The sequence below is a fragment of the Streptomyces formicae genome, assembly GCF_002556545.1.
Taxonomy (GTDB): Bacteria; Actinomycetota; Actinomycetes; order Streptomycetales; family Streptomycetaceae; genus Streptomyces; species Streptomyces formicae_A.
In genome coordinates, this window is record NZ_CP022685.1 from 1786164 (window position 1) to 1808212 (window position 22049).

The 22049-nt window shown below is 69.6% G+C and carries 18 protein-coding genes; 4 read left to right on the top strand and 14 right to left on the bottom strand.

What is annotated here, in order from left to right; translation table 11 throughout:
- Window position 1: 1 nt before the first annotated feature.
- Entirely contained in the window at window positions 2-1261 is a 1260-nt protein-coding gene (locus KY5_RS07260) for an MFS transporter (RefSeq protein ID WP_098241436.1), read from the bottom strand.
- 138 nt (window positions 1262-1399) lie between these two features.
- On the opposite strand from KY5_RS07260, the gene KY5_RS07265 reads away from it, so the two are divergent.
- The gene (locus tag KY5_RS07265) at window positions 1400-2422 is read left to right on the top strand and encodes a LacI family DNA-binding transcriptional regulator (protein ID WP_234362642.1); all 1023 of its coding nucleotides are present in this window, start codon (window positions 1400-1402) and stop codon (window positions 2420-2422) included.
- An 83-nt stretch (window positions 2423-2505) separates the two neighbouring features.
- Here the strand turns inward: KY5_RS07265 and prcA are convergent, their stop codons facing one another.
- From prcA to arc, 6 genes are all read right to left on the bottom strand, one after another.
- Window positions 2506-3291 carry a proteasome subunit alpha gene (prcA, locus tag KY5_RS07270; protein ID WP_098241438.1) on the bottom strand — a complete coding sequence of 262 codons (786 nt, stop codon included), beginning with the start codon at window positions 3289-3291 and terminating at the stop codon, window positions 2506-2508.
- 51 nt (window positions 3292-3342) lie between these two features.
- On the bottom strand, window positions 3343-4188 hold the full coding sequence (gene prcB / locus KY5_RS07275) for a proteasome subunit beta (RefSeq protein WP_098241439.1): 846 nt from the start codon (window positions 4186-4188) through the stop codon (window positions 3343-3345).
- A complete protein-coding gene (locus KY5_RS07280; protein WP_098241440.1) occupies window positions 4140-4439 on the bottom strand; it encodes an endonuclease VII domain-containing protein in 300 nt (99 codons plus the stop codon). The genes prcB and KY5_RS07280 overlap by 49 nt, the downstream gene beginning before the upstream one ends.
- Window positions 4436-4654: a ubiquitin-like protein Pup gene (locus KY5_RS07285; protein WP_098241441.1), complete on the bottom strand. Its 219-nt coding sequence runs from the start codon at window positions 4652-4654 to the stop codon at window positions 4436-4438. Before KY5_RS07285 ends, KY5_RS07280 begins: the two co-directional genes overlap by 4 nt.
- A 119-nt stretch (window positions 4655-4773) precedes the next feature.
- On the bottom strand, window positions 4774-6285 hold the full coding sequence (gene dop, locus KY5_RS07290; RefSeq protein ID WP_098241442.1) for a depupylase/deamidase Dop: 1512 nt from the start codon (window positions 6283-6285) through the stop codon (window positions 4774-4776).
- Window positions 6286-6498: 213 nt separating this feature from the next.
- Window positions 6499-8265 carry a proteasome ATPase gene (gene arc, locus KY5_RS07295; RefSeq protein ID WP_055555579.1) on the bottom strand — a complete coding sequence of 589 codons (1767 nt, stop codon included), beginning with the start codon at window positions 8263-8265 and terminating at the stop codon, window positions 6499-6501.
- A gap of 254 nt (window positions 8266-8519) precedes the next feature.
- Between arc and KY5_RS07305 the strand changes: the two genes are divergently transcribed.
- Window positions 8520-8834: a ferredoxin gene (locus tag KY5_RS07305; RefSeq protein WP_055555581.1), complete on the top strand. Its 315-nt coding sequence runs from the start codon at window positions 8520-8522 to the stop codon at window positions 8832-8834.
- A 19-nt stretch (window positions 8835-8853) separates the two neighbouring features.
- Here KY5_RS07305 and KY5_RS07310 read toward each other — a convergent pair whose 3' ends face one another.
- The 3 genes from KY5_RS07310 to KY5_RS07320 form a co-directional block, all read right to left on the bottom strand.
- Window positions 8854-9432, bottom strand: a complete 579-nt coding sequence (locus KY5_RS07310; RefSeq protein WP_098241444.1) for a hypothetical protein — start codon at window positions 9430-9432, stop codon at window positions 8854-8856.
- A gap of 214 nt (window positions 9433-9646) precedes the next feature.
- Window positions 9647-10549 (bottom strand): tRNA (adenine-N1)-methyltransferase, encoded by a 903-nt coding sequence (locus KY5_RS07315; protein WP_098241445.1) that lies wholly within the window; start codon window positions 10547-10549, stop codon window positions 9647-9649.
- Window positions 10550-10617: 68 nt separating this feature from the next.
- Window positions 10618-12150 (bottom strand): site-2 protease family protein, encoded by a 1533-nt coding sequence (locus KY5_RS07320; RefSeq protein WP_098247102.1) that lies wholly within the window; start codon window positions 12148-12150, stop codon window positions 10618-10620.
- A 129-nt stretch (window positions 12151-12279) separates the two neighbouring features.
- On the opposite strand from KY5_RS07320, the gene KY5_RS07325 reads away from it, so the two are divergent.
- Together KY5_RS07325 and KY5_RS07330 are read left to right on the top strand one after the other, a co-directional pair.
- Window positions 12280-13161: a RecB family exonuclease gene (locus KY5_RS07325; protein WP_098241446.1), complete on the top strand. Its 882-nt coding sequence runs from the start codon at window positions 12280-12282 to the stop codon at window positions 13159-13161.
- A 14-nt stretch (window positions 13162-13175) separates the two neighbouring features.
- The gene (locus tag KY5_RS07330) at window positions 13176-13847 is read left to right on the top strand and encodes a response regulator (RefSeq protein ID WP_098241447.1); all 672 of its coding nucleotides are present in this window, start codon (window positions 13176-13178) and stop codon (window positions 13845-13847) included.
- A gap of 89 nt (window positions 13848-13936) precedes the next feature.
- Here KY5_RS07330 and KY5_RS07335 read toward each other — a convergent pair whose 3' ends face one another.
- From KY5_RS07335 to metH, 4 genes are all read right to left on the bottom strand, one after another.
- Entirely contained in the window at window positions 13937-15514 is a 1578-nt protein-coding gene (locus tag KY5_RS07335) for an ABC transporter substrate-binding protein (RefSeq protein WP_098241448.1), read from the bottom strand.
- A 73-nt stretch (window positions 15515-15587) separates the two neighbouring features.
- A complete protein-coding gene (locus KY5_RS07340; protein ID WP_098241449.1) occupies window positions 15588-17195 on the bottom strand; it encodes an ABC transporter substrate-binding protein in 1608 nt (535 codons plus the stop codon).
- Between the two features lie 347 nt (window positions 17196-17542).
- Window positions 17543-18238 (bottom strand): HAD family hydrolase, encoded by a 696-nt coding sequence (locus KY5_RS07345; protein ID WP_098241450.1) that lies wholly within the window; start codon window positions 18236-18238, stop codon window positions 17543-17545.
- 115 nt (window positions 18239-18353) lie between these two features.
- The gene (gene metH, locus KY5_RS07350) at window positions 18354-21917 is read right to left on the bottom strand and encodes a methionine synthase (RefSeq protein WP_234362644.1); all 3564 of its coding nucleotides are present in this window, start codon (window positions 21915-21917) and stop codon (window positions 18354-18356) included.
- Window positions 21918-22049: the final 132 nt, after the last annotated feature.

Below are 22049 nucleotides of genomic sequence, written 5' to 3' on the forward strand. Positions count from 1 at the left end.
ATTACGCCTGATGCCCGGCACTGAAACCGGGTTCGACGGCACCGTTTCGATCATTTTCCGATGAACCCGCAACAACCCCTGTTTCCACGGGCGCTTCCAATACCCGCCCTGTGGCCAGCAAAACTAGGAGTGCGCCCGCGCCCGCGAGCCCCGGGACCGCGAACCCCCAGGCCGTCCCGCCCCACTCGACGACCGGGCCGGCCGCGGCCGTGCCGAGCGAGGCGCCGACCGTGAACGTCGTCACGAGCCAGGAGAACGCCTCGGTGACCGTCCCGCGCGGGGCGTGCCGGTCGACGATGATGAACGCGCACGCGAGCGCGGGCGCGAGGAAGACGCCCGCGAGGGCGGCGAGCGCGGTCATGGCGACCGCGCCGGGCGTCAGCGTCAACGGCGCGTAGCAGACGGCGAGCAGGGCCACGAGGACGGTCAACCGCCGCTCCGGCACACCACTCCACTGCCGCGCCCCGTACACCGAACCGCCGACCAGGGCGCCGAGTCCGAGCGCCGCCATCAGCCAGCCGTACACCGCGTCGCCACCGTGCTCGTCGCCGTACGACACACCGGCGACGGTGATGGAGCCCAGCGCCATGCCGATGAACAGGAACGCGCCGAGGAGCGCGAGGAGCCCCGGCGAGCGCAGGGCCCCGAGCCAGTGCGCCTCCCGGGGCGCCGAGCGCCACGCGCGCGAGGGCCGGGACATGACTACGGAGAGGGCCCCGAGCACACCGACGGCGTTCACGACGAGCAGCGCGGCCTGCTCCGACCAGAGGGCGACGCAGCCGGTCACGAGCAACGGGCCGACGGTGAACATCACTTCCTGGGCGATGGCGTCCATGGCGTACGCCGTGTGGACCTGCTCCTCCTTGCCGAGCACGCTCGGCCACAGCGCGCGCAGGCCGCCCTCCAGGGGCGGCGTGAAGAGCCCGGCCGCGCCCACGGCGACGTAGGCCAGGGCGAGCGCGTCGGGACCGGTGAAGGCGAAGACGGCCATGCCCAGGGCGGACAGGAGCGCGGCGGGCAGCTGCACGCGCGGCTGGCCCCGCAGGTCGACGAGGCGCCCCAGGAGCGGCTGGCCGACCGCGTTGGCGACTCCGTAGACCGCGGCGAACGCACCGGCGAGGCTGTAGGTCCCGCCCTCGGCGCGCACGAACAGCACGATGGCGATCGCGGCGGTGGCGTTCGGGAGCCTGCCCACCAGCGTCCCGGCAAGGAGCCGCATCGCGTATCTCGTCCGGAGGATCTCCGCGTATCCGCCCGCCATGGCCACCCGCCCCTTCCCCCGGCACCGTCGCCCGAGGTTTTACGTATAACGTCGAGCGTCATACGTACCATGAGCGCTGTCCACTGTCCACGGGAGGCCACCGCTCCGACCCCCGAGGGCACGAGCCGGGAGGTGCCAGTGGCCGGGCCACTACAGGAATCCGGGGGCGCCCGCCCCACGAGCCGCGATGTCGCGCGCGCGGCCGGGGTCTCCCAGGCCACGGTCTCCCTGGTACTCGGCGACAAATGGCGCGGCCGGGTCGCCGAGCCGACGGCCGAGCGAGTGCGCCTCGCCGCGCGAGAACTGGGCTACCGCCCCAACCTCGCGGCCCGCAACCTGCGCCTCGGCAGGACCAGGACCGCGCTCCTGGTCGTCCCCGAACTCACCAACGAGTTCTTCGCCCACGTCTACACCGGCGTGGCCCGCGTCGCCGCCCGGCACGGCTTCGGCGTGGTGCTCTACCCCTCCCCCGACGGCATCGGCCCCGCCCGCGACCCCTTCGCCTCGGCCCGGGCCTCCCTCGACGGCGTACTCGCCTCCTCCATGGCCTCGGACGCGCTCGCCACCATCCGCGGCGACGACCTGCCCCTGGTGATGCTGGACAGCGACCCCGCGGGCAGCCTGGGCGCCGCCACCGTCAACCTCGATCTCGCCGACGGCATGCGCCAGGTGACGGAGCACCTGCTGGCCCTCGGCCACCGCGACTTCCTGCACCTGGCCGCGGACGTGGACTCCTGGACCTTCGACGTGCGCGCAGACGCCCTCGCGAGAGGGCTGCGCGGCGCGGACACCGTCGTACACCGAGTCGCGGCACCCCTGAACGTCGAGGGCGCCCGCGTCGTCGCCGAGGCCGCCCTGGCCGCCCCGGGGCCCCGGCCCACCGCTGTCGTCTGCGACGACGACTTCCTCTCCGCGGGCGTCTGCAAGGCGGCACGGCGGCTCGGCCTGCGCGTGCCCGAGGACGTCTCGGTGACCGGCTTCGACGACCTGACCCTGGCGACCGCCGTCGAACCGGAACTGACCACCGTCCGGCTGCCCGCCGAGCGCTTCGGGGAGCGCGGCATGGAGACCCTGGTCGCCGTCCTGGAGAGCCGCACCCCCGACGCCACCCCGCTCGACGTCCAACTCGTCGTCCGAGGGTCCACCGGCCCCGCCCGCTGACCTCAGGCGCCCCCTCCCCCGCACACGACAACGCCCCGCGCCCCGGCCCTCGGGCCGGAACACGGGGCGCACCACGCAGATGGCTACTCCACGTCGCCGCCGGAGTCCCGCGCCGACCCGGTCCCCGCGTCCGTGTCGGCGTCCGTGTCTCCGGCCGCGTCCGTGGCGCCGCCCTCGTCGAGCAGGCGGGACAGCTGGCGCCCCACGATCCGCTTGAACTTCCGCTGCTGGGGCCGCGTCCGGTCCAGGACCGCCACCTCGAGCCGCTCCGCGGGGATCTCCCGCTCGCTGCCGTTGGTGTCACGGGAGAGCGACTGCACCGCGAGCTTGAGCGCCTCCGCGAGCGTCATCCCGTCCTGATGACGCTGGTCGAGGTAGGAACTGATCTGCTCCGCGTTGCCGCCGACCGCGACCGAGCCGTGCTCGTCCACGATCGAACCGTCGTGCGGCAGGCGGTAGATCTGGTCCCCGTCCGGCGTGGCACCGACCTCGGCGACGACCAGCTCGACCTCGTACGGCTTCTCCGCGTTGCTGGAGAAGATCGTGCCGAGCGTCTGGGCATAGACGTTGGCGAGCCCACGGGCCGTCACATCGTCACGGTCGTAGGTGTATCCGCGGAGGTCGGCATAACGGACGCCGCCGATCCGCAGATTCTCGTACTCGTTGTACTTACCGGCGGCCGCGAAGCCGATCCGGTCATAGATCTCGCTGAACTTGTGCAGCGCACGGGACGGATTCTCGCCGACGAACACGATGCCGTCGGCATACTGCATCACGACAAGGCTGCGACCGCGGGCGATGCCCTTGCGGGCGTATTCCGCCCGGTCGGCCATGGCCTGCTGGGGTGAGACATAGAACGGCGTCGACACCGGATCCGTCCCTTTCTGTCAAAACTTCAGTCAGTGGCGAATTCGGAGCGATCAGAGCAGCGCGGCACGCGGGCCGTCGGGCTGTTCCAGACGCTTCTCCAGGATCGAGCGCGCGATCGCGGAGGACTCCTCCTCCGTCAGCCGCCGGAAACCCTCGTCGGAGATCACGGTGACGATGGGGAAGATCCGGCGGGCCATGTCGGGACCGCCCGTCGCCGAGTCGTCGTCGGCCGCGTCGTACAACGCCTGGATGACCAGGGTCGTCGCCTGCTCCTCCGTCAGAGCGTCGTGGTAGAGCTTCTTCATCGCACCGCGCGCGAAGACCGAACCCGAACCGGTCGCCGCGAAACCGTGCTCTTCGGAACGCCCGCCCGTGACGTCGTACGAGAAGATGCGCCCCTTCTCGCGGTCCACGTCGTACCCCGCGAAGAGCGGCACCACGGCGAGGCCCTGCATGGCCATGCCGAGGTTGCTCCGGATCATCGTCGAGAGGCGGTTCGCCTTGCCCTCCAGCGAGAGCGTGGCACCCTCCACCTTCTCGAAGTGCTCCAGCTCCAACTGGAAGAGCTTGACCATCTCCACGGCGAGACCCGCCGTGCCCGCGATGCCCACCGCCGAGTACTCGTCGGCAGGGAACACCTTCTCGATGTCGCGCTGCGCGATGACGTTGCCCATCGTCGCTCGCCGGTCACCGGCGAGCACCACGCCGCCGGGGAACGTCACGGCCACGATGGTCGTACCGTGCGGAGCCTCGAGCACGCCCTGGGTGGGCGGCAGCTGCCGGTTGCCCGGCAGGATCTCGGGCTGGTGCTCGGACAGGAAGTCCATGAAGGACGACGAACCAGGCGTCAGGAAGGCAGCTGGTAGACGCCCGGTGCTACGAGGATTGGCTTCCACGAGTTTCCTTCCAGGTAAGCGGCGGCTCGGCGGGTCCTGTCGGGGTCGTCCCCCAACTTGCCGATGCCCGAATTGCAGTTGAAGCACAGTACGCCACGGACCTTACCCGTCGCGTGGCAGTGATCCACATGGATTGCGGAGGCGCTGGGACAGATCCCCCGCACCGGCTTGCCGAGGGCCTCCCGACGGCGCCGGTCGTGCGCCGCGCCGTACTCGGCCACGCACTCCCGGCACCGCGGCAGGTCGGTCATTGACCGCCTTTTTGCACAAATGAGCGAACGAAGTCCTCGGCGTTCTCCTCGAGGACGTCGTCGATCTCGTCCAGCACGGAGTCCACGTCGTCGCTCAGCTTCTCCTGGCGCTCCTTGAGGTCCTCGGAGCCCTGCGCGTCCTGCGTCTGCTCCTCGGTCTCCTCGGTGGAGCGCGTCGCCTTCTGCTGCCCGCCGCCGGTGTCCTTGGTCGCCATCTACCTCACCCCGCTCGGTTAGACGTTCTTGATCAGACCCTACAAGCGAGGTCTGACATCGGCCCCTTACTTCCTCAACGTCCGGGGACCACCTCGATGATTCCCACACTGTGGGCCTTTCAGCCCCCGGACAGCACCCGTACCAGGTCTTCCGCCGTACGGCAGCGGTCCAGAAGTTCCTTGACGTGGTTCCTCGTGCCGCGCAGGGGCTCCAGCGTGGGTACCCGTTGCAGCGAGTCACGGCCCGGCAGGTCGAAGATGACCGAGTCCCAGGACGCCGCGGCCACGTCGTCCGCGTACTGCTCGAGGCAGCGCCCGCGGAAGTACGCGCGCGTGTCCTCGGGCGGCTTGCTCCTGGCCCGCTCGACGTCCGCCTCGTCCAGGAGCCGCTTCATCTTGCCCCGGGCCACCAGGCGGTTGTACAGGCCCTTCTCGGCCCGTACGTCGGCGTACTGGAGGTCGACCAGGTGGAGCCGCGCGGCGTCCCAGTCGAGGCCGTCACGGCGGCGGTAGCCCTCCATCAGCTCTCGCTTGGCGACCCAGTCGAGTTCTCCGGACAGGCTCATCGGATCGCTCTCCAGGCGCCCGAGGACGTCCTCCCAGCGGGCGAGCACGTCCTTGGTCTGCTCGTCCGCGTCGGCGCCGTAGCGCTCCTCCACGTACTTGCGGGCCAGCTCGAAGTACTCCATCTGGAGCTGGACCGCGGTGAGTGAGCGGCCGCTGCGGAGCGTGACCAGGTGCTTGAGCGAGGGGTCGTGCGAGACCTGGTGCAGGGTGCGCACCGGCTGGTCCACCGCGAGGTCCACCGCGATGAAGCCGTCCTCGATCATCGCGAGGACGAGCGAGGTGGTGCCCAGCTTGAGGTACGTCGAGATCTCGGAGAGGTTCGCGTCCCCGATGATCACGTGCAGCCTGCGGTACTTCTCGGCGTCCGAGTGCGGTTCGTCCCGGGTGTTGATGATGGGCCGCTTGAGCGTCGTCTCCAGGCCGACCTCGACCTCGAAGTAGTCGGCGCGCTGGCTGAGCTGGAAGCCGTGCTCGTGGCCGTCCTGGCCGATGCCGACGCGTCCCGCGCCGGTGACGACCTGCCGGGAGACGAAGAAGGGCGTCAGGTGCCGCACGATGTCCGAGAAGGGGGTCTCCCGCTTCATCAGGTAGTTCTCGTGCGTCCCGTAGGAGGCGCCCTTGTTGTCGGTGTTGTTCTTGTAGAGGTGGATCGGCTGGGCGCCGGGGAGCTGCGCCGCGCGCTCGGCGGCCTCGGCCATGATGCGTTCGCCGGCCTTGTCCCACAGGACCGCGTCCCAGGGGTTGGTGATCTCCGGCGAGCTGTACTCGGGGTGTGCGTGGTCGACGTACAGGCGTGCGCCGTTGGTCAGGATGACGTTGGCGAGGCCGATGTCCTCGTCGGTCAGCTGGCTGGCGTCGGCGGCCTCGCGGGCGAGGTCGAAACCCCGCGCGTCCCGCAGCGGGTTCTCCTCCTCGAAGTCCCAGCGGGCGCGTCGCGCCCGGTGCATCGCCGCGGCATAGGCGTTGACGATCTGGGACGAGGTGAGCATGGCATTGGCGTTGGGGTGGCCGGGGACGGAGATGCCGTACTCCGTCTCGATGCCCATTACTCGCCGTACGGTCATGCGGCCCTCCTTGCCCGGCGGCGCTCCCCTTCGGGAACGGCGCTCAAGTACCGCTGGTTCTCCGGTGCGTGTGCGGTGCCCGTCCCCGCACTGCGCGACTCGGCGGTACCGAAGAGCCTAGAACGCCTTTGCGCTGGTGGGGAGATCATTGCTGTCATTGAAAAACAGACGGCTGCGGGTACCCGTGAAGGACACCCGCAGCCGCCCTGTGTTCTACAGGTACTGACCGGTGTTGGCCACCGTGTCGATGGAGCGTCCGGTGTCCGCGCCCTGCTTTCCGGTGACGAGGGTGCGGATGTACACGATCCGCTCGCCCTTCTTTCCGGAGATCCTGGCCCAGTCGTCCGGGTTGGTGGTGTTGGGCAGGTCCTCGTTCTCCTTGAACTCGTCGATGCAAGCCTGGAGGAGGTGAGCGACCCTGAGGCCCTTCTGGTTCGCCTCGAGGAAGGCCTTGATGGCCATCTTCTTGGCGCGGCCCACGATGTTCTCGATCATGGCGCCGGAGTTGAAGTCCTTGAAGTACAGGACTTCCTTGTCGCCATTGGCGTACGTCACCTCGAGGAAGCGGTTCTCCTCGGACTCCGCGTACATCTGCTCGACCACGGACTGGATCATGCCGTGCACCGTGGCGCGCCGGTCGGCGCTGTGCTCGGCGAGGTCGTCCGCGTGCAGCGGGAGCCGCTCGGTGAGGTACTTGGCGAAGATGTCCTTCGCCGCCTCGGCGTCCGGACGCTCGATCTTGATCTTCACGTCGAGTCGTCCTGGCCGCAGGATCGCGGGGTCGATCATGTCCTCGCGGTTGGAGGCGCCGATGACGATGACGTTCTCCAGCCCTTCCACGCCGTCGATCTCGGCGAGTAGCTGCGGGACGATGGTGTTCTCCACGTCCGAGCTGACACCGGATCCGCGGGTGCGGAAGAGGGATTCCATCTCGTCGAAGAAGACGATGACGGGGGTGCCCTCGCTCGCCTTCTCCCGCGCACGCTGGAAGACCAGGCGGATGTGGCGCTCGGTCTCCCCGACGTACTTGTTGAGGAGCTCGGGGCCCTTGATGTTGAGGAAGTAGCTCTTCCCCGCGGGCTGCCCGGTCACCTCGGCGACCTTCTTGGCAAGGGAGTTGGCGACGGCCTTCGCGATCAGCGTCTTGCCGCAACCAGGGGGCCCGTACAGCAGGACGCCCTTGGGCGGCCGCAGTTCGTGCTCCTTGAAGAGGTCGGGGTAGAGGTAGGGAAGCTCGACCGCGTCCCTGATCATCTCGATCTGGCCGCCGAGGCCGCCGATCTTCTCGTAGCTGATGTCGGGGACTTCTTCGAGGACGAGCTCCTCGACCTCGCTCTTGGGAACGACCTCGTAGACATAGCCGGAGCGCGGTTCGAGCAGGAGGGCGTCGCCGGGGCGGATGGTGACGTCGAGGAGGGGTTCGGCGAGCCGCACCACTCGTTCTTCGTCGGTGTGTCCGACCACCAGGGCTCGATCGCCGTCCTCGAGGATCTCCTTGAGGGTGACGATGTCGCCGACGCTCTCGTACTCCATGGCCTCGACCACGTTGAGCGCTTCGTTGAGCATTACTTCCTGGCCGCGCCTGAGCTCTTCGAGCTCCACGCTCGGGCTGACGTTCACCCGGAGCTTGCGGCCCCCGGTGAAGATGTCCGCCGTGCCGTCCTCGTTCGCCACGAGGAAGACTCCGAAGCCGGCCGGTGGCTGCGCGAGCCGGTCGACCTCTTCCTTGAGGGCCACGATCTGGTCGCGGGCCTCGCGGAGCGTGTTGGCGAGCCGCTCGTTCTGCGCGGACACGCCGGCCAGGTTGGTCTGCAGCTCGACGATCCGCTCTTCGAGAATCCTCGTATGACGCGGAGAGTCGGCGAGCTTGCGTCGCAGGACGGCGATTTCCTGCTCGAGATAGGCAACCTGTCCGGCGGGGTCCTCAGACCCTCGCCCGGGCCGGATGCCGCGGTTGATGTCGTCGTCGTGGGCTGCCACGGTCCTCACCTCCTCCAAGGGGAGCTGGACGCTTCCAGACCCTACCTGGGTGGGTGTCGATTGAAACCCCTAGATCACAAAGACGATGGGGGTGTGTCCGATCTTCACCCTTGCGCTCTCCCTCACGTCAGGGGAATACCCACCCAACAACATCGGAAAGCGGGCGGTTGTATCGTCGAAGTGTTCAACACCCGTCAGGGCTGGCCCGACTTGCACATGAGTCGGACCGCTCGACGCAGCAAACGGCAGGAGAGATGACCGTGCGGCACGACGCCGAGACCGGCAGTGAGGGCCATGATCTGCTGGAGGTCTGGATCGACCAGGACCTCTGCACCGGAGACGGCATCTGTGCGCAGTACGCGCCCGAGGTCTTCGAGCTGGACATCGACGGTCTCGCCTATGTGAAGAGCGGCGACGACGAGCTGTTGCAGGCCCCGGGGGCCACAACGCCCGTGCCGCTGCCGCTCCTGCGTGATGTCGTGGACTCCGCGAAGGAGTGCCCCGGCGACTGCATCCACGTCCGCCGCGTTTCGGACAGCGTCGAGGTCTACGGACCCGACGCGGAGTGACCCGGCGGCCGCCGCGGCGTCAGACGCTGCGCGCCGCGGCGGGATCTGTTCGCTCGAATGTGCCGTCGTTCCATCGCCACTTGGCCTTGTCCTCGCGGTCGGGACAGCAGCGGGGCACGTTGGGCGAGGAGTAGCCGAGCAGGGTCGCGGTCACCGCGCCGCCGCGTACGGCGAAGTCGCTGACGTTCAGCCGCTCCTTCGGGTCGACCAGCGTGGCGACCACGCGGGGCTTGCCCGAGCCTGCCCGGGTGATCACGTAGACCGCGTCGGGCGGGGTGCCGGAGCCGGCCTCGCAGTGCACCACGGCGACGGTCTCCGGCCTGCCGTCCCCGTCGAGGTCCCCCGATGCCTTCTTCTTGACGACGGACTTGACGGGGCCGCAGTCCAGGGGGAAGTCGACGGCCGCGGGGTCGGGCGCGGGGGCCGGGGCCGCGGCGGTTCTGCTGTGCGGCTTCGCGCCGGACTGCGCGGCGTTCGCCGGGTCGGGCTGCAGGACGGCCGAGCCCCCGATCACGGCGGCGAGGGCGGCCGCGGTGGCCAGCCAGTGGATGGGGCGCGCGGTGGTGTGTGCCAGTTCCGGGACGGCGGGGTGCTGCACGAGGAAGTGTCTCCTGTGAGGGCTGTGCCGGTGGGGGAGGTGGCCAGCATCGTGCCATACCTCACAGTGAGGTGGAACACCGGGGTCCGGTGGGTCGTCCGATTCTGTTGGTACGTCGCTGGTGCCCTGTCAACGAAACGGCGCCGCCGCCGAGTTCCCTGGTCGGTCAGGGAACTCGGCGGCGGCGCCTGCTTCTTGGGCGGTCAGCGCGCGATCAGCGCGGCGACCCGCCGTCGGCGTTCGGTCCGGAGTAGTCCTCGCCGTACGCGCCCTTGGCGGGGCGGCGGCGGCGCATGGGGGGCTCCACGCCGTCCGCGAGGCGGCGGGCGGTGAGCAGGAAGCCGGTGTGGCCGATCATGCGGTGGTCGGGACGGACCGCGAGGCCCTCCACGTGCCAGTTGCGGATCATCGACTCCCACGAGGTGGGCTCGTTGAAGCAGCCGATCTCGCGGATGGACTCGACGGTGCGGGCGAGCTGGGTGGTCGTGGCGACGTAGCAGCACAGGATGCCGCCGGGGACGAGCGCCTTCTTGACGACGTCCAGGCACTCCCAGGGGGCCAGCATGTCGAGGATGATGCGGTCGACGTCACCGTCGGTCAGATTGTCCTGGAGGTCGCCGACGGTGAGCTGCCAGGCGGGGTGCGGGCCGCCGAAGTAGCGCTCCACGTTGCCCTTGGCGATCTCGGCGAAGTCCTCGCGGCGCTCGTACGAGTGCAGCATGCCCTCGTCGCCGATGGCGCGCAGCAGGAAGCTGCTGAGCGAGCCGGAGCCCACGCCCGCCTCCACGACGCGCGCGCCGGGGAAGATGTCGGCGAAGGCCAGGATCTGCCCCGCGTCCTTGGGGTAGACCACGGCGGCGCCGCGGGGCATGGACAGGACGTAGTCGGGGAGCAGGGGTCGCAGCGCCAGGTAGGCGACGTTTCCCGTGGTACGGACAACACTGCCCTCGGGAGCGCCGATCAGCTCGTCGTGGGGGAAGGAACCCTTGTGGGTGTGGAAGTTCTTCCCGGCCTCGAGCGTGAACGTGTAGTGGCGTCCCTTGGGGTCGGTGAGCTGGACCTGGTCCCCGACCTTGAAGGGCCCGCGACGGCGGGCGGCACCGGTCGGTTCGGACATGTGACCAGCCTACCGGCCGCGGCGGATCCCACCGACCACGCGAGCCCACTGCCGTGGGGAGGTGGCGCTCAGCTGGGCCGTGCCATCGCCTTGACGAAGGCACGCTCCACGTCCGCCGCGGACAGCACTCCGTAGATCTCGCCCGAGTCCTCGACGACCAGGTACTCCGTGGCGGGCGTGGCCCGCAGGGTGTCCAGGAGCTCCTCCCCCGCGAGCTCGGCGGAGACCCGCATGCCCTCGGTGATGTCCTGGGCGAGGCCGCTGACCGTGACCCAGGGGCGGCGGTGCTCGGGCACGGAGACGATGGCCGCCTCGCGGACGACGGACAGGGGGTCGCCGTCCGGGTCGACCACGACGAGGGCGCGGGCCCCGGCGTCGTTGGCCCTGCGCAGCGCCTCGGAGAGCGGGGTGTCGCCCTCGACGGGGACGGCGCGGCGGGTCAGGGTGCGGGCTCGCAGCTCGGGCAGGTGTTCGCGCAGGCGGGCCACGCGCAGGCTGTTTCCCGCGCCGGTCCAGATGATCGCGGCGAGGATCGCGGCGAGCAGCGCGTCCATGACGGTGTCCATGCCGCCGATGTCCTGGGCCTCGCCGCCGAGCGCGCCCGACTGGTTGAGCAGGGGCAGGCCGATGAGTACGGAGATGGCGAGGGCGCGGCCGACCCAGGCGGCGGCGACGGTGCCGCTCATCGGCTTGCCGGTGATCTTCCAGACGACGGCGCGCAGCATGCGGCCGCCGTCCAGGGGCAGCCCCGGCAGCAGGTTGAAGGCGGCCACGATCAGATTGGAGATCATCAGGCCCGCGAGCAGGACGCCGGGGACGGTGCCCGGTTCGACGGCGCGCATGCCCGCGTAGAAGACCCCGGCGAGCACCAGGGACAGGAGCGGGCCCACGAAGGCGAGGACGAACTCGCGTCCGGGGGTCTCGGACTCCTTCTCGATCTCCGAGACGCCGCCGAAGAACTGCAGCTGGATCCGGCGCACCGGCAGCTTGAAGCGGAGGGCCGCGACGGTGTGGGCCAGTTCGTGGACGAGTACGGAGGCGTAGAAGGCCACGGCGAAGAAGAGCGAGACCAGGTAGCGGGCGCCGCCGAGCTCGGGCAGGACGCGGTCGAGCTGGCCGCCGAAGACCCAGGTGATGAGGGCGGCGACGAGGAACCAGCTGGGCGCGACGTACACGGGCACGCCGAAGGGCTTGCCCATGAGCAGTCCGCCGCCGGGGCCGCGCCGCGCCTTGGTGGGCGGTGTTGCCTTGCCCGCCGGGCCGTGGGTGGCGCGGGAGCGCTCGGGGTGAGGGTCCTGGGGCGCGGCCTTGGTCAGGCGGTCGCGCGCCGGGGCCTCTGGAGTCTCCGAGTTGTTCGGGTCGCTCGGGTCACTCGGGTCACTCGGGTTGTTCGGGGTTCCATGGACCTCGCGCGTGTCCTGGGTCTCCCGGGCCTTCGCGGTCGCGTTCCCGGGCACCGGCGCGGGTCCTTCCGCCTCGTCGTGCCGGGGCCGTGCCGTGTCGACCGGACGCGACGGCTCCACGGAACCATCCGTTCCGCTCGGCCGCCGGCCCTCGGCGCCGTCGGACCGCGGCCTGCCGCTCCCGCCGCTCTCGTCCACGATGTCCCCTCGTTCGAAGCGTCCCTCGCCCCGGGCTGGCGCGGTCACCCGCACGATCATGCAGGGCGAGAGGGTCTGTCGTCGATGGTATGCGGCTGTTGTCAGTGGCGGGTCGTAGGGTCTGTCCTCATGGAAACCAGCACCGACGGTGCCGTGGCGGCCGTGCGCCCGGCGTCCCTGTCGCCCTCGCGCGCGGGTGACTTCATGCAGTGTCCGCTGCTCTACCGGTTCCGGGTGATCGACAAGCTGCCCGAGAAGCCGAGCGAGGCGGCGACCCGGGGCACCCTGGTGCACGCGGTCCTGGAGCGGCTCTTCGACGCCCCCGCCGGTGAGCGCACCGCGCCGCGCGCCAAGTCGCTCATTCCCGGTCAGTGGGACCGGCTGCGCGAGGCGAAGCCGGAGCTGACCGAGCTGTTCGCGGACGATCCGGAGGGCGCGCGCATGACGCGCTGGCTCGCCGACGCCGAGAAGCTCGTCGAGCGCTGGTTCACCCTGGAGGACCCCACCCGCCTGGAGCCCGCGGAGCGGGAGCTGTTCGTGCAGGCGGAGCTGGAGTCGGGCCTGAAGCTGCGCGGCATCATCGACCGGGTGGACGTGGCCCCTTCGGGTGAGGTCCGCATCGTCGACTACAAGACGGGCAAGGCCCCGCGTCCGGAGTACGCGGAGGGCGCCCTGTTCCAGATGACGTTCTACGCCCTTGTGGTGTGGCGTCTGAAGGGTGTCGTGCCGCGCCGTCTGCAGCTGGTCTACCTCGGCAGCGGGGACGTGGTCACGTACGACCCGGTGGTGGCCGATCTGGAGCGGGTCGAGCGCAAGCTGCTCGCGCTCTGGGAGGCGATCGAGCTCGCCACCGAGACGGGCGACTGGCGGCCGCGGCCCACGAAGCTGTGCGGCTGGTGCGACCACCAGGCCGTCTGTCCGGAATTCGGGGGGACTCCCCCGCCGTATCCCCTTCCGGTGAGGGTGCCCGAGTCCGCCGAGGGCGAGCAGGGCAGAATGGGCCCGGCCTAGCGAAGGAGAGTTACGTGGCCATCCGCGTCCTACTGGTCGACGACCAGCCGCTGTTGCGCACCGGGTTCCGGATGATTCTGGAGGCCGAGCAGGACATCGCGGTCGTCGGCGAGGCCGGAGACGGCCTGCAGGCTCTGGACCAGGTGCGGGCGCTCCAGCCCGACGTGGTCCTGATGGACATCCGCATGCCCCGGATGGACGGTGTCGAGGCGACCCGGCAGATCACCGGGCCCGGCAGGGACGGCCCGGCGAAGGTCCTGGTCCTGACCACGTTCGACCTCGACGAGTACGTGGTGGAGGCGCTGCGCGCGGGTGCCAGCGGCTTCCTCCTCAAGGACGCCCCGGCCAACGAGCTGGTGCAGGCGATCCGCGTGGTCGCCGCGGGCGAGGCGATGCTCGCGCCGAGCATCACGCGTCGGCTGCTCGACAAGTACTCCGCGCACCTGCCCTCCGGCGACGAGCCGGTGCCCGACACGCTGCACACGCTCACCGAGCGCGAGGTCGAGGTCCTGAAGCTGGTGGCCCGCGGCCTGTCGAACGCCGAGATCGCGGCGGACCTCTTCGTGAGCGAGACGACCGTGAAGACCCACGTCGGCCACGTGCTCACCAAATTGGGCCTGCGCGACCGCGTGCAGGCCGCGGTGTACGCGTACGAGAGCGGTCTGGTGCGACCCGGCGCGCAGTAGCGGGTACCGACCGACGGCGAAGGCGGCCGCCCCCGAGGGGGTGGCCGCCTTCGCCGTCTTCGCCGTCGGTTCAGGGGTCCCGGCCGGGCTCAGCCCTTGCTGATCTCCCAGAAGCGGAACACCGTCGAGGCGTCCAGGCAGGATTCGAGGCCGTAGACGCTGTCGCGCGCGACCGCGTACTGCTTGGCCTGCCAGACCGGCAGGATCGGCACCTGCTCCGCGACGATGTCCTGCAGTTCGGCGTACTGCTTGTCGGTCTTGGCCCGGTCGCTCTGCCGCGCGGTGCCGGGAATGATCTTCCCGGTGATGTCGCGGTTCTCGAAGCGGTTGCCGAGGACGTTGCCCTTGCCGAAGAACGGCTGCGTGAAGTTGTCCGGGTCCGGGTAGTCCGGCACCCAGCCCTTGACGTACACGCCGTACTTGCCCGCCGCGATGTCCTTCTCGTACTGCTCGAAGCCGACCGACTTCACGTCGGCGTCGAAGAGGCCGGAGGCGTTGAGCTGCTTGGCGATGGCGCGCAGTTCGTGGTCGGTGGCCGGGCCGTAGCGCGAGGGCGTCGACCAGAGCGTGAGCTTGACCTTGCCCTCGATGCCGTCGCCGCGCAGGGCGGAGGCGGCCTTGGCGCGCTGCGGGCGGTCGCCGTAGGTGTCGAAGAACGCGGTGTTGTGGCCGCCGATGCCCGCGGGGACGATCGAGTAGAGCGGCGTCGCCGTGTCCCGGTAGACCTCCTTGACCAGGGCGTCCCTGTCGAGCAGGTAGGCCATGGCCTTGCGCACGCCGAGCTTGCCCGCGACCGGGTCCTTCATGTTGAAGACCAGGTGCTGCACCTCGGCGCTGGTGCCCTCGACGATGTCGAGGTCCTGGGAGGTGTCGCGCTCGATGTCGGCGATGTCGGCGGCGGCGAGACCTCGGTAGGCGAGGTCGACCTCGTTGTTCGCGAGGGCGTTCTTGAGGCCCTTCTGGTCACCGTGGAAGAACGTGATCGCCACGCCCTCGTTCTTGACCTTCGCGGTGCCCCGGTAGTCGGAGTTGACCGAGAACCTCGCCTGGTCCTCGCCGAAGGAGTCGAGCTCGTAGGGCCCGGAGCCGACGGCCTTGCCGTCCGTGCGCAGCCGGTTCATCGCGTACTCGCGGTGGTCCACGATCGAGCCGGCGCCCGAGGCGATCTTGCTGGGGAAGGTCGCGTCGGGGTACTTCAGCTGGAAGACGACGGTCTTGGCGTCCGGGGTCCGGACGCTGTCCAGCATCGGGAACATGAGCGCGGGGCCCGCGTCGTCCTTGATGGCGCGCATGCGGTCGAAGGAGAACTTGACGTCCTTCGAGGTGAGCGCGTTGCCGTTGCTGAACTTCAGCCCGTCACGCAGCTCGCACTTGAAGACCTTCGCCTCCGTGTCCGTGAACCCGCACGCCTTGGCGGCCTCGGGCTCGGGCTCCGTGGCGCCCTTGGGGAAGCTCAGGAGGGACTGGAAGACGTTGTTGAAGAGGAGCCACGACCCGGGGTCGTAGCCTGCTGCCGGGTCGGTGGCCAGGACGTCGTCGGACATCCCCACCACGACCGCGTCGCCCGTGTCCCCCGCGCCGCCCGTCTCCGTCCCGCATCCGGTCAGCAGGGCGGCGGCCAGTCCTCCGGTGAGCGGGAGGGCGAGCCACTGGTTACGACATTTCACTTACGTGCCTTTGATGTGGTGGTCGTTCGGTGGAACCGAGGGGGCGGAGGTCGCCCGCCCCCTCATGGGAACGTCAGCCGCTGACGCCGCGGGCCAGCTCCCACAGCTGGAGGTTCGACGCCGAGTTGAGGGCCCACTCGACACCCGTGATGTCGTCGCGCGCGGCGATGTACTGCTTGCCCTGCCAGAGCGGCAGGATCGGGACGTCCTCGGCGACGAGGTCCTGGATCTTGCGGATGCTCTTGGACGCGGCGAGCCGGTCGGCCTCGCGGCGCGAGGTGGGGATCAACTGGTCGTTGATGGTCCGGTTCACGTACGGCGAACCGAGGAAGTTGTCCTTGTCGAGGAAGGGCGCGAGGAAGTTGTCGGCGTCGGGGAAGTCGGGGAACCAACCCATGCCGTACACCGCGTACTTGCCGTCACGCTCGGCCGCGCGGAAGGTGCTCCACGGCACGCCCTTGATGTCCACGTCGAACAGGCCGGAGTCGTTGAGCTGCTTGCGCAGGATCTCGAACTCCTTCTTGGTGCCCGGACCGTAGTGGTCGGTCGTGTAGTGCAGCGTCAGCTTCACCGGCGTGGAGATGTTGGCCTTCTCCAGGAGCTGACGGGCCTTGGCCGTGCTCGCGTTGCCGTACTTGTTGAAGAACGAGTTGGCGTGTCCTGTGATGGTGGTCGGCACCAGCGAGAACAGCGGGTCGGCCGTCGAGCCGTACACCTGCGAGGCGATCGCGCCTCGGTCGACGAGCTGCGCCATGGCCTGGCGGACGGCCTTGGTCTTCACCGTCGGGGCATCGGTGTTGAAGGCGAGGTAGCGGATCTCCAGACCCTGCATCTCGACCAGGTCGATGTTCTTGTCCGAGGACGCGTCGAGCTGCTTGACCTGCTCGGGCGACATCGTGCGGGTCATCAGGTCGATGTCGCCGTCCTTGAGCGCCTTGCCCATGGCGGCGGTGTCCGCGAAGTTGCGCAGCTCGATCTTGTCGCTCTGGGGCTTGAACTGCCCCTTGTACTCGGGGTTCTTGGTGAAGACCGTCTTGACCAGGCGGTCGTCCTTGACCTCCTGCTCCGCGGTGTAGGGGCCGGAGCCCGACACCTCGAAGCCGTCGCGCAGCTTGTTCTTGCTGTAGTGGTCCTTGCTGACGATGCCCGCGGTGGGGGTGGCCAGCTTGTACGGGAACGTCGCGTCGGGTGTCTTGAGGTGGAAGACGACCTCGCGGTCGCCCTCGGTCTCGATCTCCTCGACGTTCGACACCAGACCGTCCGAACCGCTGGGGTCCTTGAGCTTGATGTCGCGGACCCGCTCGATGGAGAACTTCACGTCGGCGGCCGTCAGCGGCTTGCCGTCCGAGAACTTCAGGCCCTTGCGCAGGGTGCACGCGTAGCGCTCGTTGCCCGTGTCGGTGAAGCCGCACTGCTCGGCGGCCTCGGGCTGCGGTTCACCGTCGCCGCGCGGCAGGGCCATCAGCGTCTGCACGGTCTGGCGCAGGACGTTCCAGGAACCGGCGTCGTAGGCGTAGGCCGGGTCGAAGGGTGCCGGGACCTCCTTCGAGATGGCGAACGCGTCCGTGGTGCCGACGGCGATCGCGTCGTCGCCGTCTCCGCTGCCGGAACCGCCACACGCGGCGAGCGCGGGGGCGAGCAGACCTATGACAGCCGGCAGCACCAAAGTCTTGCGGTTCATGCTCGACGTTCTCCAGAGCTCTTGGATCCCGTGAATCCCGCAACGCGGGGTGTGGGTTGGTGGGGCACGGGGGGTGGGGCGATGTTCTCGCGATGAGATTAGTCCGCACCAGTCGAGCTCCGGAGAGGGTGGGAGGTATACGGCCAATCACGCTGCGAAACCGGGCGCGGACGCACCGATAACCCAACAGTGGAAGGTTTCGTGCACGCTCCCACCAATCGGGACACAATGCCACGCCCCCCTCTGCCCCACGAGGGGTCACGGCACACAAGGGCCCCACTGTCGACCCTGATCGACGTGGGAAACGTCACACCTTCAACCGTGTCGCGAACGGAACTGGCGGACCCTCAGAACGTCATCAGCCCTTGCAGGAAAGGCAGGTTGACGTGTTCCAGCGAGGGGACGACGGTGCGGCCCGCCGCCGCGGCGATGGGCGCGACCGACGGCACGGCCACCACCCGGCAGCCCGCGGCCTCCGCGGCGGCCACTCCGGTGGCGGTGTCCTCGATCACAGCGCATCTGGCGGGGTCCGCGCCGATGCCCGCGGCCGCGAGCAGATAGGGGTCGGGGTACGGCTTGGTGCGGGCCACCTCGTCGCCCGCGACGGTGAGTTCGAAGTGGTGGGCGCCGATGGAGTCGAGCACGCGGTCGATGATGCGCCGGTGGGAGGCGGAGACGAGGGCCATCGGCACGCGCTGCCCGGCGAGTTCGGCGAGGAGCCGGGCGGCGCCGGGCATCAGCGGCAGGGAGCGGCTGATGCGGTCCTCGAAGCCGTCGTTGAGCAGCACGGTGAGCTCGGGCAGGGTGATGTCGGCGCCGGTGGCCTCGATGAGGAAGCCCGCGCTGCGCGTCATGGGTCCGCCGACGACCACGTCGCGCCAGGCCTCGTCGAGCGCGTGCCCGAGGGAGGCGAAGACCTCGACCTCGGCGTCCCACCAGAAGCCCTCGGTGTCGACGAGTGTGCCGTCCATGTCGAGGAGGACGCCTTGCAGGGCGGAGCCCTCGGCCGTTCGAGTACCAAGCGCGGGGACCGTACTGGTCATCCGGCACACCTCCATGAGGGACGAGAAGGCCGGTTCCCCGAGGGGAACCGGCCTGAGCTGGACCGACCAGTGTACGACTCGTCCGTACAACGCGCTCTCGGGTTTCCCGGGAGCGTCAGCGCGCGTTGAAGTACTTCGCCTCGGGGTGGTGGATGACGATCGCGTCGGTGGACTGCTCGGGGTGCAGCTGGAACTCCTCGGAGAGCTGCACGCCGATGCGCTCCGGCTGGAGCAGCTCGGCGATCTTCGCGCGGTCCTCCAGGTCGGGGCAGGCGCCGTAGCCGAGCGAGAAGCGGGCGCCGCGGTACTTCAGGGCGAACATGTCCTCGACGTCGGCGGGGTCCTCGCCGCCGAAGCCGAGCTCGGTGCGCACGCGCGCGTGCCAGTACTCGGCGAGCGCCTCGGCCAACTGCACGGACAGGCCGTGCAGTTCGAGGTAGTCGCGGTAGGAGTCGGCGGCGAAGAGCTCGGCCGTGGCCTCGCCGATCTTCGAGCCGACGGTGACGACCTGGAAGCCGACGACGTCGCGCTCACCAGACTCCTCGGGGCGGAAGAAGTCGGCGAGGCACAGGCGGCGGCCGCGGCGCTGGCGCGGGAAGGAGAAGCGGGTGCGCTCCGAGCCGTCGTCGTTGAGGATGATCAGGTCGTCGCCCTTGGACACGCAGGGGAAGTAGCCGTGCACCACGGCCGCTTCGAGCATGTTCTTGGTGTGCAGCTCGTCCAGCCAGCCGCGCAGGCGCGGGCGGCCCTCGGTCTCGACGAGTTCCTCGTAGGAGGGTCCGTCGCCGGTCCGTGCCTGCTTCAGGCCCCACTGGCCCTTGAAGAGGGCGCCCTCGTCGAGCCAGGAGGCGTACTCCTTGAGCTGGATGCCCTTGACGACGCGGGTGCCCCAGAACGGCGGCGTGGGGACCGGGTTGTCGACGGCGACGTCGGAACGGGCGGGCCCCTCGTCCTCGTCGGCCTCGAGGACGGCCGCGGTCGCCTTGCTCGGGACGCGGCGCTGCTTGAGCTCGGGCAGGGTCGCGCCCGGCACGCCGCGCTTGACGGCGATGAGGGCGTCCATCAGGCGCAGGCCCTCGAACGCGTCGCGGGCGTAGCGCACCTCGCCCTCGTAGATCTCGTGCAGGTCCTGCTCGACGTACGCACGGGTCAGGGCAGCGCCGCCGAGGATCACCGGGAAGTCGGCCGCCATCTTGCGCTGGTTGAGCTCCTCCAGGTTCTCCTTCATGATCACGGTGGACTTGACCAGGAGTCCTGACATGCCGATGACGTCTGCGCTGTGCTCCTCGGCGGCGTCCAGGATCGCGGCGACGGGCTGCTTGATGCCGAGGTTGACCACGTTGTAGCCGTTGTTCGACAGGATGATGTCGACGAGGTTCTTGCCGATGTCGTGGACGTCGCCGCGGACCGTGGCCAGGACGATGGTGCCCTTGCCCTCCGCGTCGGACTTCTCCATGTGCGGTTCGAGGTGGGCGACCGCGCTCTTCATGACCTCGGCGGACTGGAGCACGAACGGCAGCTGCATCTGTCCGGAGCCGAAGAGCTCGCCGACGACCTTCATGCCCTCCAGGAGGATGGTGTTGACGATGTCGAGGGCGGGCATGCCCGTCAGGGCCTCGTCGAGGTCGGCTTCCAGGCCGTTCTTCTCGCCGTCGATGATGCGGCGCTGGAGGCGCTCGTCCAGGGGCAGGGCGAGGAGTTCCTCGGTCTTGCCCGCCTTCATCGACTTGGTGGAGACGCCCTCGAAGAGCTCCATGAGCTTCTGGAGGGGGTCGTAGCCCTCTTCCCTGCGGTCGTAGATGAGGTCGCTCGCGACCTTCACCTGCTCGTCGTCGAAGCGCGCGATCGGCAGGATCTTGGAGGCGTGCACGATCGCCGAGTCCAGGCCCGCCTTGACGCACTCGTCCAGGAAGACGGAGTTGAGCAGCACGCGGGCGGCCGGGTTGAGGCCGAAGGAGATGTTGGAGAGGCCGAGCGTGGTCTGCACGTCGGGGTGGCGGCGCTTGAGCTCGCGGATCGCCTCGATGGTGGCGATGCCGTCGCCCCTCGACTCCTCCTGGCCGGTGCAGATGGTGAAGGTCAGGGTGTCGATGAGGATGTCGGACTCGTGGATGCCCCAGTTGCCCGTGAGGTCCTCGATGAGCCGTTCGGCGATGGCGACCTTGTGCTCGGCGGTGCGGGCCTGGCCCTCCTCGTCGATGGTCAGCGCGATGAGCGCGGCGCCGTGCTCCTTGGCGAGCGCGGTGACCTTGGTGAAGCGCGACTCGGGTCCGTCGCTGTCCTCGTAGTTGACGGAGTTGATGACGGCGCGGCCGCCGAGCTTCTCCAGTCCGGCCTGGAGCACCGGGAGTTCGGTGGAGTCCAGGACGATGGGCAGGGTGGAGGCGGTGGCGAAGCGGCCCGCGAGCTCGGCCATGTCCTTGACGCCGTCGCGGCCCACGTAGTCGACGCAGAGGTCGAGCATGTGGGCGCCCTCGCGGATCTGGTCGCGGGCCATCTCCACGCAGTCGTCCCAGCGGCCCTCCAGCATGGCCTCGCGGAACTTCTTGGAGCCGTTGGCGTTGGTGCGCTCGCCGATCGCCATGTACGAGGTGTCCTGGCGGAACGGGACGCTCTGGTAGAGCGAGGCGGCGCCGGGCTCGGGGCGCGGCTCGCGCGGGCTCGTCTCGACGCCGCGCACCCGCTCGACGACCTGGCGCAGGTGCTCGGGCGTGGTGCCGCAGCAGCCGCCGACCAGGGACAGGCCGTACTCGCGTACGAAGGTCTCCTGGGCGTCGGCGAGCTCGGGCGCGGTGAGCGGGTAGTGCGCGCCGTTCTTGCCGAGGACCGGAAGGCCCGCGTTGGGCATGCAGGAGATCGGGACGCGCGAGTGGCGGGCGAGGTAGCGCAGGTGCTCGCTCATCTCGGCCGGGCCCGTGGCGCAGTTCAGGCCGATCATGTCGATGCCGAGCGGTTCCAGCGCGGTCAGGGCGGCGCCGATCTCGGAGCCGAGGAGCATGGTGCCCGTGGTCTCGACGGTGACCGAGCAGATGACCGGGAGGTTCGCGCCGGTGGCGTCAAGGGCGCGGCGGGCGCCGAGGATCGCGGCCTTGGTCTGGAGCAGGTCCTGGGTGGTCTCCACCAGGAGCGCGTCGGCGCCGCCGGCGATCATGCCCTCGGCGTTGATCTGGTAGGCGTCGCGCAGGACCGTGTACGGGGCGTGGCCGAGCGTCGGCAGCTTGGTGCCGGGGCCCATCGAGCCGAGCACCCAGCGCTGCTGCCCGGTGCTCGCCGTGAACTCGTCGGCGACCTCGCGGGCGATGCGGGCGCCGGACTCGGAGAGCTCGAAGTTGCGCTCGGGGATGTCGTACTCGCTCAGGGCGGCGAAGTTCGCGCCGAACGTGTTGGTCTCCACGCAGTCGACGCCGACCGCGAAGTACTCCTCGTGCACCGAGCGGACGATGTCGGGTCGGGTGATGTTGAGGACTTCGTTGCAGCCTTCGAGGTTCTGGAAGTCCTCGAGCGTGGGGTCCTGCGCCTGGAGCATCGTGCCCATCGCGCCGTCGGCCACGACCACACGGGTGGCGAGGGCCTCGCGGAAGGCCTCGACTCGGGCCCTGCTCTCGGGCGGGAAGTCCACTGTCCCGGCGGCCTGTACGGCCTGCGCGGACTGCGACGACGGGGTTGGCGACGAGGCCATGAAAGAGCTCCCTGGAGTGCGACGGCTGTCGGCTTTGCGCCTTCTGTTGGAGGGCGCACTCGGCCAGGGTAGCCGGGACCAAGGTCCCGTGGTGAAGGCGTCCACGGGACGGACGTGCGGTTCGAGGCTGGC

Coding starts and splice junctions, on each gene's coding strand:
- metH (WP_234362644.1), bottom strand. CDS start 21,917: ATGGCCTCGTCGCCAACCCCGTCGTCGCAGTCCGCGCAGGCCGTACAG.
- dop (WP_098241442.1), bottom strand. CDS start 6,285: ATGACCGTACGGCGAGTAATGGGCATCGAGACGGAGTACGGCATCTCC.
- KY5_RS07285 (WP_098241441.1), bottom strand. CDS start 4,654: ATGGCGACCAAGGACACCGGCGGCGGGCAGCAGAAGGCGACGCGCTCC.
- KY5_RS07345 (WP_098241450.1), bottom strand. CDS start 18,238: ATGACCAGTACGGTCCCCGCGCTTGGTACTCGAACGGCCGAGGGCTCC.
- KY5_RS07325 (WP_098241446.1), top strand. CDS start 12,280: ATGGAAACCAGCACCGACGGTGCCGTGGCGGCCGTGCGCCCGGCGTCC.
- KY5_RS07340 (WP_098241449.1), bottom strand. CDS start 17,195: ATGAACCGCAAGACTTTGGTGCTGCCGGCTGTCATAGGTCTGCTCGCC.
- KY5_RS07260 (WP_098241436.1), bottom strand. CDS start 1,261: ATGGCGGGCGGATACGCGGAGATCCTCCGGACGAGATACGCGATGCGG.
- KY5_RS07280 (WP_098241440.1), bottom strand. CDS start 4,439: ATGACCGACCTGCCGCGGTGCCGGGAGTGCGTGGCCGAGTACGGCGCG.
- KY5_RS07305 (WP_055555581.1), top strand. CDS start 8,520: ATGACCGTGCGGCACGACGCCGAGACCGGCAGTGAGGGCCATGATCTG.
- KY5_RS07315 (WP_098241445.1), bottom strand. CDS start 10,549: ATGTCCGAACCGACCGGTGCCGCCCGCCGTCGCGGGCCCTTCAAGGTC.